Genomic DNA, 11,669 nt, shown 5'->3' with positions numbered 1-11,669 from the left:
CCGCACGTCTCAGGAGCCGCCGGAGCCCAGGGTGAGGGCGGTGTTCACCAGGCCGATGTGGCTGAAGGCCTGGGGGAAGTTGCCGAGCTGGCGCCCGCTCGCGGGGTCGTACTCCTCGGCGAGCAGGCCCACGTCGTTGCGCACGGCCAGCAGGCGTTCGAAGAGTTCCCGGGCCTCCTTGGGCCGGCCGGTCAGGTGCAGGGCGTCCGCCAGCCAGAACGAGCAGGCCAGGAAGGCCCCTTCGTCGCCGGGCAGTCCGTCGACCGAGGGGCCTTCGGTGCTGTAGCGGCGGACCAGGCCACTGCTGCCCAGCTCGGCGCGTACCGCGTCGACGGTGCCGATGACGCGCGGGTCCTCGGGCGGCAGGAAGCCGACGCGGGGGATGAGCAGGGTGGCGGCGTCGAGTTCGCGGGAGCCGTAGTACTGGGTGAAGGTGCCGCGCTCGGGGTCGTAGCCGTGCTCGCAGACGTCGCGGTGGACCTCGTCGCGCATGGCCCGCCAGCGTTCCACGTCGCCGGGCATCTGGGGGGCGGCCTCCAGGGTGCGTACGGCCCGGTCGGCGGCCACCCAGGCCATCACCTTGGAGTGGGTGAAGTGGCGGCGCGGTCCGCGCACCTCCCACAGCCCCTCGTCGGGGCGGCGCCAGTTGCGTTCCAGGAAGTCGAGCAGGGCGAGCTGGATCTTCCAGGCGTGCCGTTCGGAGGCCAGTCCGGTGGAGCGGGCCAGGTACAGGGAGTCCAGGACCTCTCCGTAGACGTCGAGCTGGAGCTGGTCCACGGCGGCGTTGCCCACACGGACGGGCGCGGAGCCGGCGTATCCGCGCAGCCAGGGGAGCTCCGTCTCGGGGATGCGGCGCTCGCCGCCGATCCCGTACATGATCTGGAGGTCGGCCGGGTCGCCGGCGACGGCGCGCAGCAGCCAGCCGCGCCAGGCGCGGGCCTCGTCGCGGAAACCGGTGCTGAGGAGCGCGTCGAGGGTGAGGGTGGCGTCGCGCAGCCAGCAGTAGCGGTAGTCCCAGTTGCGTACGCCGCCGAGCTCCTCCGGGAGGGAGGTGGTGGCGGCCGCGGCGATCCCGCCGGTGGGCGCGTAGGTGAGGGCCTTGAGGGTGATCAGGGAGCGGGTGACGGCCTCCTGGTAGGGGCCCTCGTAGCGGCACTGGGCGGACCAGTCGCGCCAGTCGGCGAGGCTCTGTTCCAGGGCCTCGTACGGGTCGACGGGGGCGGGGCGCGGTTCGTGCGAGGGGTGCCAGGTCAGCACGAAGGCGACCTTCTCGCCGGGGCCGATGGTGAACTCGGTGCGGGTGCTGTTGTCCTCGCCCCAGGTGTGGACGGGCGGCTCGCTGCGGAACCAGACCGAGTCCGGTCCGGCGACGGCGACCCGGTCGCCCTCGCTGCGCCGGACCCAGGGGACGACGTGGCCGTAGTCGAAGCGCAGGCGCAGGGTGCTGCGGACGGTGACCCGGCCGGAGACGCCCTCGACGATGCGCATCACGTCGGGGGCGGTGTCGCGCTGCGGCATGAAGTCGGTGACCTTGACGGTGCCGTCGCCGGTCTCCCAGAGGGATTCGAGGACCAGTGATCCGTCGGCGTAGGCCCGCCGGGTGCACCGCTCGCCGTCGGCGGCGCCGGCCGGGGCGATCCTCCAGTGGCCGTTCTCCGCGTCGCCGAGGAGGGCGGCGAAGCAGGCGCCGGAGTCGAAGCGGGGCAGGCACAGCCAGTCGATGGACCCGTCGCGGCCGACCAGTGCGCTGGTCATGAGGTCGCCGATGAGTGCGTAGTCTTCGATGGGTTGTGTCATTTCTCCGCTGTTCCCCCGATCGTCCCGGGCCAATCAGGGTGCCGGGACGGGCGGGCGGCGCGGGCCGCCCCCGCGGCGGGGGCGGGGACGGCCGTGCGGTCAGCTCCGGACGAGGAGGGTGACGGCGGCGAGGGCCACGCCGAGGGCGAGGGCCGCCGCGCCGAGGGCCGGGCGGGGGGTGCGCAGCGCCGGGAGCGGCAGGACGCGGTCGAGGGCGAGGCGGCCGGGGCCGGTGAGGGTGAGGGCGGCAGCGGCGGCCGCGAGGAGGAGCTCGTACTCCATGCCCTTGGGGGCGAAGAAGGCGCCGGCGCCGTGGACGGCGAGGGCGTTGATCATCGTGCCGGTGACGGCGGCTCCGGCGAGCGGGGTGAGCAGGCCGGCGGCGAGGCCGAGGCCGCCGAGGGTCTCGGTGAGGCCGGCGACGGCGGCCATGGTCTCGCCGGCCGGGTAGCCGACGGAGGTGAAGAACTGGCCGGTGCCGCTGATCCCGCCGCCGCCGAACCAGCCGAGGAGCTTCTGGACGCCGTGGGCGGCGACGGCCAGGCCGAGGACCACGCGCAGGAGCAGCAGTCCGGCGTCCAGGCCGGCGGTGGAGGCGGTGGGGGCGGGGGCGGATACGGCCGGTGCCGTGGCCGGGGCCTTCGTCGCGGTGGCGGAGGCGCTGGTCATGGGGGATTCCTTCCGGTCGGGGCGGCCCGAGGAGTCGTTCGCGAGCAGGTTGTTCGGGAGCAGGTTGTTCAAATTCGAACCGCCGACACCGACCCTAACCATTGATTCAAATTCGAACAACTCGTGTACCCTGGGGCCATGGACGGAACGAGATGGCTGGACGAGCGCGAGATGCGGGCCTGGAGGAGCTTCCTGGCCGCTTCCGCCCTGGTGAACCGGCACCTCGACCAGCAGCTCAAGGACGATTCAGGACTCTCCCACCCCCAGTACGAGATCCTCGTGCGGCTCGCCGCGGCGCCCGACGGCGAGCTGCGCATGACGGAACTCGCCAACGGCCTGATCAACTCCAAGAGCGGGCTGACCTACCAGGTCACCCAGATGGAGAAGGCCGGACTGGTCCGGCGCCGCAGCTGCCCCTCCGACGTGCGCGGGGTCTTCGCCGTCCTCACCGACGCCGGGCGGGCCCGGCTGGAGGCGGCGGCGCCCGGCCACGTGACGGCCGTGCGGGAGGTCCTCGTCGACGTGCTCACCCCCGGCCAGCTCGAGGCGCTGGCCGACGGCCTCGGCGAGGTCAGCCGGCGGCTGCGGGAGCAGGGCGGCTGACCTGCCTTCCTGACGCGACCTCCTGACCTGCCGTCCGCTTGGCCGTTCCTCCCCTGATCCGGCGGCCCGCCGTGGTTGACTTCGAAACCCCGGCCGCGAACGGGCCCGGGGCGCCGCGCCATCTGGGAGGCAGCTTTGAGGATGCTCATCAACTCCGCGGACTCCGTGGTCGCCGACGCGCTGCACGGGATGGCGGCCGCGCATCCCGAACTCGACGTGGACGTCGAGCGACGGGTGGTGCTGCGGCGGGACGCGAAGACCGGCGGCCGGGTCGGCCTGGTCTCCGGCGGCGGCTCCGGGCACGAACCGCTGCACGGCGGGTTCGTCGGGTACGGGATGCTCTCCGCGGCCTGCCCCGGCGAGGTGTTCACCTCCCCGGTACCGAACCAGATGCTGCACGCGGCGGGCAGCGTGGACGCCGGGCAGGGCGTCCTGTTCGTCGTCAAGAACTACACCGGCGACGTCCTCAACTTCCGGATGGCCGCCGAGCTCGCCGAGGAGGACGGCCTGCGGGTGGAGAGCGTCCTCGTCAACGACGACGTCGCCGTCACGGACAGCCTCTACACGGCCGGGCGCCGCGGCACCGGCGCCACCCTGTTCGTGGAGAAGATCGCCGGGGCGGCCGCCGAGGAGGGGGCGCCGCTGGACCGGGTCGCGGCCCTCGCCCGCCAGGTCAACGAGAGCTCGCGCAGCTTCGGCGTCGCCCTCAGCGCCTGCACCACCCCCGCCAAGGGCAGCCCGACGTTCGAACTCCCCGACGGGGAGCTGGAACTGGGCATCGGCATCCACGGCGAGCCCGGCCGGGAGCGGCGGGCCATGATGACCTCCCGGGAGATCGCGGACGTGGCCGTGGGCGCCGTACTGGACGGCCTCGCCGAGATCGGCGGCCCCGCCGACGGCCCCGTCCTGGCCCTGGTCAACGGCATGGGCGCGACCCCGCTGCTGGAGCTGTACGGGTTCCACGCGGAGGTGGCCCGGGTCCTGGAGGCCCGCGGCGTGCCCGTGGCCCGCGCCCTGGTCGGCAACTACGTCACCTCCCTGGACATGGCGGGCTGTTCGGTGACGCTCTGCCGGGCCGACGAGGAGCTCCTGCGGCTCTGGGACGCCCCGGTGCAGACTCCGGCGCTGCGCTGGGGCCGCTGAGGGAGCGGGACGCATGCTGGCGGGCGGAGCACGACGGACGGACCATGACGGAGGGACGGACCATGACGGACGAAGGGAATCCGGTGCGTGACGCGGAGTTCTTCCGGGGCTGGCTGGAGGCCGCCGCCGCGGCGGTGGAACGGGAGTCGGACCGGCTGACCGAGCTCGACTCCCCCATCGGCGACGCCGACCACGGCGCCAACCTCCTGCGGGGCTTCACGGCCGTCCGCGCCGCGCTGGCCGAAGCCGAGCCCGCGACGGCGCCCGGCGCACTCCTCCAGCTGGCGGGCCGCACGCTGATCTCCACGGTCGGCGGCGCCTCCGGCCCCCTGTACGGCACGCTGCTGCGCCGCACCGGCAAGGAGCTCGGGGAGGACGCCGAGGTCTCCGACGCCGCGCTGCGGCGGGCCCTGGAGGCCGGGGTGGCCGCGGTGGCCCAGCTGGGCGGGGCGGCCCCGGGCGACAAGACGATGCTGGACGCCCTGACCCCGGGGGTCGCGGCGCTGGGCACGTCCTACCGGGCGGCCGGGGACGCGGCGGAGGCGGGCGCGCTGGCCACCGTGCCGATACTGGCCCGCAAGGGCCGGGCGAGCTACCTCGGCGAACGCAGCGTCGGGCACCAGGACCCGGGCGCCACCTCCTCGGCCCTGCTCCTGACCGCCCTGGCGGACTCGGCGGAGGGGGCGTCGTGACCCCGGTCGGCATCGTCCTGGTCTCGCACAGCGCCGAGGTGGCGGAGTCGGTGGCGCGGCTGGCCCGGGGCCTGGCGGCGGGCGGGGCGGTGGCCCGGGTGGCGCCAGCGGGTGGCAACCGGGACGGCGGCCTCGGCACCAGCGCGGACCGGGTCCTCGCGGCGGTGGCAGCGGTGGACCAGGGGGCCGGGGTGGCCCTGCTGGCGGACCTGGGCAGCTCGGTCCTGACGGTCAAGGCCCTCCTGGCGGACGGCGACCTCTCCCCGGACTGCCGCCTGGTGGACGCCCCGTTCCTGGAGGGCGCGGTGGCGGCGGTCGTGGCGGCGTCGGCGGGCGCCCCCCTGGACGCGGTGGCCGCGGCCGCCGCGGAGGCGTACGACTACCGCAAGGCGTGACGGGGCGCGGGGGTGCGCGGCCGGAGCCCGCACCCCCGTCCCCCCGGGAGGGCTACCGCCCCCGGAGGGTGTCGAACTCGCGCCGCTCCCGCTTGGTGGGCCGTCCCGCCCCGCGGTCGCGCACGCCCACCACGGCGGCCTCGACCGGCGTCGGCGCCGGCGGGCTAATGTCGACGAAGCACTCCACCGCCACGGGAGCGCCCACCCGCTTGGTCACGGGCCTGCGCACCACGACGACCCGTTCCCGCCCGGCGTGGAACAGCCGCACCTCGTCCCCCGCCCGCACCTGCTGGGCCGGCTTGGCCCGTTCGCCGTTGACCTTCACGTGCCCCGCCCGGCAGGCGGTCGCCGCGACGGACCGGGTCTTGGTGAGCCGGACCGACCAGATCCAGGCGTCCACCCGCGCGGTGCCCGCCTCCAGCGGGCCCGGACCTGCCGCCGCGCCCGTGCTGCTCTTCGTTTCAGCCATGAGCCGAGCCTATCGATCCGTCGGCCCGGAACCGGAACGCATTTTGGCGGATACCACAAGGCCCATGGCATCTGCGATAGAGAACGAGCCAAACGAATTGCACATGCGGTCTCCATGCCCCTACCTTGTCGCGCATGCAGTCCTACACCATCGGACAGGCGGCGCGTCTGCTGGGCGTCAGCCCGGACACCGCACGCCGCTGGGCCGACGCCGGCCGGGTCGCGACCCATCGCGACGAGGCGGGGCGTCGCCTGATCAACGGCCGTGACCTCGCGGCCTTCTCCGTCGAGGTGGGCCAGGGCGCCCACAACGAGGACGGGGAGCCGTACACCTCGGCGCGCAACGCCTTCCCCGGCATCGTCACGGCCGTCACGCTCGGCGACGTGGCCGCCCAGGTCGAGATCCAGGCAGGTCCCCACCGCCTGGTCTCCCTGCTGACCCGCGAGGCCGTCGAGGAGCTCGGACTGGAGGTCGGCATGCAGGCCACCGCCCGCGTGAAGTCGACCAGCGTGCACATCGACCGCACCTGACCCCGGCGCGGCGCCGCCCGAGGCCGCCCCGCCCGCCCGCGCGAACCGCGCGTCCGCCCCTGTCCCACCACCGTTCGTCCCCACCCGCTCCGCCCGTCACGGCGCGGGTCATACCGCGCGGACCGGCACCCGGCCGGCCGCCGACCCGACCGAGGAGCACTTCCCATGCACGCGATCCTGAACGGCCGCCGCGCGGCCGCCGCCGCCCTGACCGCCGCCCTGCTCGTCCCGCTGTCCGCCTGCGGCGGCAACGACAAGAAGGACGACGCGGCCGCCACCCCGTCCGCCTCGGCCCCGGCCTCCGCCCCGGCCAAGTCCGCGAACCTCACCGTGCTCGCCGCCTCCTCCCTCACCGACGTCTTCAAGACGGCCGGCGCCGCCTACGAGAAGTCCCACCCGGGCACCAAGGTGACCTTCTCCTTCGCCGGCTCGCAGGAGCTCGCCGCGCAGGTCAAGCAGGGCTCCCCCGCCGACGCGCTGGTGACCGCCGACACCAAGACGATGGACGGCCTCAAGGCCGACACCGACGACGCCACGGTCATCGCGAAGAACCGCCTGGTCATCGCCACTGGCAAGGGCAACCCGTTCAAGATCGCCGAGCTCAAGGACCTCGCCGACTCCAAGATCAAGGTCGTCCTCGCGGCGCCCGAGGTCCCCGTCGGCCGCTACAGCAAGCAGATCCTCGACGCCCAGAAGATCGAGGTGAAGCCGGTCTCCCAGGAGCCGAACGTCCGCGCCGTCCTGAGCAAGGTCGAGCTCGGTGAGGCCGACGCCGGCCTGGTCTACAAGACCGACTCCGCCAAGTCCGGCGACAAGGTCGTCAACGTGGACATCCCGGACGACCAGAACGCCGTCGCCTCCTACCCGGCCGCCACGCTCAAGCAGTCCAAGAACGCCGAGGCCGCGGCCGCGTTCGTGGCCTGGCTGAGCACGCCCGAGGCGCAGAAGATCCTCCAGGACGCCGGCTTCCAGAAGCCGTAGTGCTCCGCGGGGGCTGCCCGGTCCGGGGGGACGGGCAGCCCCTTCGGCATACCCCCCGCCGACCGGCCGCAGCAGCGGCCCGGCAGCCCAGCAGCCCCGACCAGGAACGCCATGAGCAGACTCCGCACCCGCAACCGGCCCCCCGTGACCCTGGCGCTCCCCGCGCTGCTCGCCGTCGCGTTCCTGCTGCTGCCGCTGATCGGCATCCTCACCCGCACCGAGTGGGGCGAGCTCGCCGACCACCTGACCAGCCCCGGGGTCACCGAGGCCCTGCGGCTCTCCCTGCTGGTCTCCGCCTGGGCGCTCGGCCTCTCCCTGCTGCTCGGGGTGCCGCTGGCCTGGCTGCTGGCCCGGGTCGAGTTCAAGGGCAAGGCCTTCGTGCGCTCGCTGGTGCTGCTGCCGATGGTGCTGCCGCCGACCGTCGGAGGTGTCGCGCTGCTGCTGGGCTTCGGGCGGCGCGGACTGCTGGGACCCTGGCTGGAGGGCACCTTCGGCATCACCCTGCCCTTCCACACCTCCGGCGCCGTCGTGGCGGCCACGTTCGTCGCCATGCCCTTCCTGGTGATCAGCCTGGAGGGGGCGCTCGGCGGCCTCAAGCAGAGCTACGAGGAGACCGCCGCCTCCCTCGGGGCCCGGCCGGTCCGGGTGTTCTTCACCGTGACCCTCCCCATGGTGGCGCCGGGTCTGATCGCGGGCGCGGCGCTGACCTGGGCCCGGGCGCTGGGCGAGTTCGGCGCGACCATCACCTTCGCCGGGAACCTGCCCGGCACCACCCAGACCCTGCCGCTCCAGGTCTACCTGCTGCTCCAGGACCGCCCCGAGGCGGCCACCTCGGTGTCGCTGCTGCTGCTCGCCATCGCCATGGCCGTCCTGATCGGCCTGCGCGGCCGGTGGACCGGCACCCCGGCCGGCCGCAAGACCGGCGCGGCCGCCCCCGCCACCGCCCCCGCCTCCGACCGCACCTCCGCCTCCGCCTCCGCCTCCGCCGAGGAGCCGTCCGGCGGACCGGCCGGGGCCCCGTCTGCGGGGGCCGGGCCGGCCCCCGTGGACGACGGGCGCTGGCCCCTGCACGCCGAGGTCACCGGCTTCAACCGGCTGACCCTCGACGCCGAACCGGGCACCACCATCGCCGTGGTCGGCGAGAACGGCGCGGGCAAGACCACCCTGCTGCGCGCCCTCCTCGGCCTGACCCCGCGCGCCCACGCCGAACTCCGGCTCGGCGACACCGACGTCACCGCCCTGCCCCCGCACCGCCGCCAGGTCGCCTGGGTCCCGCAGGACGGGGCGCTGTTCCCGCACCTGAGCGCCCTCGCCAACACCGCGTACGGGCTGCGCGCCCGCCGGGTGCCGCGCGCCGAGGCCCGCCGGGAGGCGCAGGCCTGGCTGGACCGCCTCGGCGTCGGGCACCTCGCCCAGCGCAGGCCCGCCCAGCTGTCCGGCGGGCAGGCGCAGCGGGTGGCGCTGGCCCGGGCCCTGGCCGCCCGCCCCCGGCTGCTGCTGCTCGACGAGCCGCTGGCCGCCCTCGACCAGACGACCCGGGCGCACGTGCGGCACACCCTGCGCACGCACCTGGCCGGCTTCGGCGGGGTGTGCCTGATCGTCACGCACGACCCCGTCGAGGCGGTGTCGCTGGCCGACCGGGTGCTCGTGCTGGCCGACGGGCGGACCCTCCAGGACGCCCCGCCCGCCGAGGTCACCCGGCATCCGCGTTCCCCGTGGGTGGCCCGGATGCTGGGCCGCAACGCCTGGCCGGGCACCGCCTCCGCCGACGGGCTCGCGCTGGCGGGCGGCGGGCGGCTGGTGGTGGCGGAGCCGCTGCCGGAGGGCTCCGCGGCCCTCGCGATCATCGCCCCGGAGGCGGTGTCCGTCCACCGGGACCGCCCCACCGGCAGCCCCCGCAACGTCTGGCCGGGCACGATCCGGGAGGTGACCGCGGTCGGGAGCCGGCTGCGCGTGCTCGTCGGCTCGGCCGAGGCCCCCGACCTGGTCGCGGAGATCACCCCGGAGGCGGCGGCCGAGCTGGGCGTGGCCGACGGCGCGCCGGTCTGGACGAGCGTGAAGGCCACCGAGGTCACGCTCGTACGGCTCTAGGCCGGGTCCGGCCGCTCTAGGCGGGTCCGGACGCTCCTGGCCGGCGAAGTCAGCGGGCGAGCAGCGTGCGCGGGTCCCGCGGCCTGCCGGCCCGCTCCACCAGCAGCGGCAGCAGCCTCTGCCGCCACGTGTCGAGGTGGACCATGCCGCCGGACATCCCGCCGTGCGCGTACCGCTCCCGGTACACGTGCGGCGCCGGCTCGCCGTGGAGGTCGACCTCCACGAGTTCCTCGAACGTCGCCCGCAGGAGGGCGGCGACCGCCTCGGCCGACGGCGGGACGTCCGTACCGGACAGGGCGCCGCGCAGCGCCTCCCAGACGTGGGGGTCGCCGCGCAGACCCCATCGGACGGGTGGTGCCGGGTCGAAGAGTTCGGACATCTTCGCCGCGGCGGGTCGGTCATGTGCCATGGCGTCAGTCTCCCAGGTGCCGGGGGCCGGTGGCTCAGGGCCGCGGCGGGGCCACCGTCAGCCAGTCCCGGCCGGGCGCCGCGAAGGCGTCGGCGCCGAACAGGGTGCGGCCGGAGCGGGGTGCCGAGACGGTCAGCACCCCCTCGCCGCGCCCTGCGGTGAAGCGGGGTGCGCCGAGGGTGAGGACGGCCGCCTTCTTCCCGGTGGTACGGCGGAACTCGGCGAGGCGCCGCGCCAGCAGGGCGGTCTCCTTGCGGTCCAGGGTGTCCGGCGTGTACGGGAGAACGACGGCCAGCGCGGCCGTCCCCGGCTCCCGGGCGGCGGTGTCCAGGGCCTGGCCCAGGGCCCGCATCCGGGCCAGTCCGGCGCCCCGGTCGAGGGTGCGGCGGCCGGTGTCGAGCGGGACGAAGCGCACCCCGCGGTGCACGAAGGACGCCCGCTCGGTGCCGGTCAGCAGCAGTTCGGCGCCGCCGCGGTCCGGGTCCGCACCGGCCGCGAACCGCCAGGGCCGGGCCCCGGCCTGTGCGGGGGTGCCCACCACCGGGTCGGGCCGGACGGTGTCGGGGGCGGCCGGCCCGGTCGGCGGGGTGGTGGCGGTCAGGGTGTCCAGCAGCAGCCGGCCGGGGCGGGCGCCCGGGGCCGCCGAGAGGCGGGTGACGCGCAGGGGTTGTTCGGCGGTGGCGGGGACGGGCAGGCGCACCTCCCGCCAGCCGGTCCAGTCGGCGGCGGGCCCGCGCAGGGTCAGGGGCACCCCGTCGGCCCCCGCCAGCTCCACGGCGGGCCGGGCCCCGGAGCCGTCCCCGCCGACCCACAGGGACAGGGTGCGGGTCAGCTCCGGTACGGGCAGGGGGCGGGGCGGGGTCGCGGCCGCGCCGGCCCGCGCCTCCAGGGCGAGCCCGGGGCCGGGGTGGCCCACGGCGGGTGCGGCGCCCGGGCCGGTCCAGGCGGCGGCGTCCTCGAAGCCGGCCAGGGGCGCGGCCACCGAGCCGGCGCCGAGGGCCAGTTCGGCGGTGGCGCCGGTGGCCTTGACGGTGGCGGTCAGCCGGCCGGCGGCCTGCGGGACGAGGGCCGTGACGGTGAAGCCGCCCCGGCCGTCCTCGGTGACCCGCCAGCGGGTGCGGTCGTATCCCAGGGTCAGGTCGCGGGGCTCGACGGGGGCGGTGGCGCCCTGGGCGTCGTAGCCCGTCAGGACGAACCCGGCGCTGTCCCCCCGCCCTTCGAGCCCGATCCGCCCGGGCACGGCCCGGAGCCCGGCCAGCGGCCCGAGCACCTCCAGCCGCAGGACCCCTTCGGGCGCGCCCGCCCCGGCTCCGGGCGCGGGCGGCGCGTCGCCCGCCCGCACCCCTGGTACCGCCGTGTGGACGACGGCACCGGGGCCGCGGATACCCCGAAGCCCCGCCGCGGTCGCGGTCCGGGCGGCCGGCCCCTCCGCCGGGGGCTCCCCGGCCGTCGTGGCCCCGGACGTACCGCCCCCGGCCGCCGCCCCTGTGGCCGGTGCCTTCGCGGTGGACGGCCTTCCGGCCGTCGCCGGGCCGGCCGAGACGCGGACCACGGCCTGGCCGGGGCCGTCGGCGCGGTACACGCCGTCCTGCCCGATCCGGCCCCGGTCGGTGTGCCAGCCCGGGGTCGCGGTGGCGGGGGCGAGCGTGGTGTCGTACGCGGTGGCGGTGAGGGTGCGGGTCAGGCCGGGGAAGGTCCGGGTGGCGCCGCCGACCGCTTCGACGCGGAAGCCGGCGAGCGGGCCGGGTCCGGCCGGGGCGGTCAGGACGAGGCCGTTGGGCACGGGGCGCTGGTGCCCGTCGGAGGGGGAGTTCTCCAGGGTGAGGGCGGCCGCCCCGGGGTGGGCGGCGAGCAGGGTGGTGGAGCCGCCGCCGTCGAGGTTGAGGGCCT

12 protein-coding genes are annotated in these 11,669 nt (G+C 76.0%); 7 read left to right on the top strand and 5 right to left on the bottom strand.

Annotation, left to right across the window (positions count from 1 at the left end):
* Positions 1–9: 9 nt before the first annotated feature.
* Together ACFVXK_RS32830 and ACFVXK_RS32825 are read right to left on the bottom strand one after the other, a co-directional pair.
* Positions 10–1,797 (bottom strand): glycoside hydrolase family 15 protein, encoded by a 1,788-nt coding sequence (locus ACFVXK_RS32830; RefSeq protein WP_389619055.1) that lies wholly within the window; start codon positions 1,795–1,797, stop codon positions 10–12.
* A gap of 99 nt (positions 1,798–1,896) precedes the next feature.
* Complete coding sequence (locus tag ACFVXK_RS32825; protein ID WP_389619052.1) at positions 1,897–2,466, bottom strand: DoxX family protein; 570 nt, start codon at positions 2,464–2,466, stop codon at positions 1,897–1,899.
* Between the two features lie 138 nt (positions 2,467–2,604).
* On the opposite strand from ACFVXK_RS32825, the gene ACFVXK_RS32820 reads away from it, so the two are divergent.
* The 4 genes from ACFVXK_RS32820 (at position 2,605) to ACFVXK_RS32805 (ending at position 5,299) form a co-directional block, all read left to right on the top strand.
* The gene (locus ACFVXK_RS32820; RefSeq protein WP_389619049.1) at positions 2,605–3,069 is read left to right on the top strand and encodes a MarR family winged helix-turn-helix transcriptional regulator; all 465 of its coding nucleotides are present in this window, start codon (positions 2,605–2,607) and stop codon (positions 3,067–3,069) included.
* 135 nt (positions 3,070–3,204) lie between these two features.
* Positions 3,205–4,212, top strand: coding sequence for a dihydroxyacetone kinase subunit DhaK (gene dhaK, locus ACFVXK_RS32815; protein WP_389619047.1), 1,008 nt, complete (start codon positions 3,205–3,207; stop codon positions 4,210–4,212).
* An 83-nt stretch (positions 4,213–4,295) separates the two neighbouring features.
* Positions 4,296–4,904 carry a dihydroxyacetone kinase subunit DhaL gene (dhaL, locus tag ACFVXK_RS32810; RefSeq protein WP_389619058.1) on the top strand — a complete coding sequence of 203 codons (609 nt, stop codon included), beginning with the start codon at positions 4,296–4,298 and terminating at the stop codon, positions 4,902–4,904.
* Entirely contained in the window at positions 4,901–5,299 is a 399-nt protein-coding gene (locus ACFVXK_RS32805) for a PTS-dependent dihydroxyacetone kinase phosphotransferase subunit DhaM (protein ID WP_389619045.1), read from the top strand. The genes dhaL and ACFVXK_RS32805 overlap by 4 nt, the downstream gene beginning before the upstream one ends.
* Before the next feature lie 52 nt (positions 5,300–5,351).
* Here ACFVXK_RS32805 and ACFVXK_RS32800 read toward each other — a convergent pair whose 3' ends face one another.
* The gene (locus ACFVXK_RS32800) at positions 5,352–5,768 is read right to left on the bottom strand and encodes an RNA-binding S4 domain-containing protein (RefSeq protein ID WP_389619042.1); all 417 of its coding nucleotides are present in this window, start codon (positions 5,766–5,768) and stop codon (positions 5,352–5,354) included.
* A gap of 134 nt (positions 5,769–5,902) precedes the next feature.
* Between ACFVXK_RS32800 and ACFVXK_RS32795 the strand changes: the two genes are divergently transcribed.
* The 3 genes from ACFVXK_RS32795 (at position 5,903) to ACFVXK_RS32785 (ending at position 9,370) form a co-directional block, all read left to right on the top strand.
* The gene (locus tag ACFVXK_RS32795) at positions 5,903–6,298 is read left to right on the top strand and encodes a molybdopterin-binding protein (RefSeq protein WP_389619039.1); all 396 of its coding nucleotides are present in this window, start codon (positions 5,903–5,905) and stop codon (positions 6,296–6,298) included.
* Between the two features lie 165 nt (positions 6,299–6,463).
* Complete coding sequence (gene modA / locus ACFVXK_RS32790; RefSeq protein WP_389619036.1) at positions 6,464–7,279, top strand: molybdate ABC transporter substrate-binding protein; 816 nt, start codon at positions 6,464–6,466, stop codon at positions 7,277–7,279.
* Between the two features lie 111 nt (positions 7,280–7,390).
* On the top strand, positions 7,391–9,370 hold the full coding sequence (locus ACFVXK_RS32785) for an ABC transporter permease (RefSeq protein ID WP_389619033.1): 1,980 nt from the start codon (positions 7,391–7,393) through the stop codon (positions 9,368–9,370).
* Positions 9,371–9,419: 49 nt separating this feature from the next.
* Here the strand turns inward: ACFVXK_RS32785 and ACFVXK_RS32780 are convergent, their stop codons facing one another.
* Positions 9,420–9,779: a hypothetical protein gene (locus ACFVXK_RS32780; RefSeq protein WP_389619030.1), complete on the bottom strand. Its 360-nt coding sequence runs from the start codon at positions 9,777–9,779 to the stop codon at positions 9,420–9,422.
* A gap of 34 nt (positions 9,780–9,813) precedes the next feature.
* Positions 9,814–11,669 (bottom strand): phosphodiester glycosidase family protein (locus tag ACFVXK_RS32775; protein ID WP_389619027.1); only part of this gene is annotated, 1,856 nt, incomplete at its 5' end.

Source organism: Streptomyces sp. NPDC058157, assembly GCF_042884105.1.
In the GTDB taxonomy this organism is placed as follows: Bacteria; Actinomycetota; Actinomycetes; order Streptomycetales; family Streptomycetaceae; genus Streptomyces.
The sequence above is the reverse complement of the archived record's forward strand: the minus strand, read 5'-3'. Positions and strand labels throughout refer to the sequence as shown.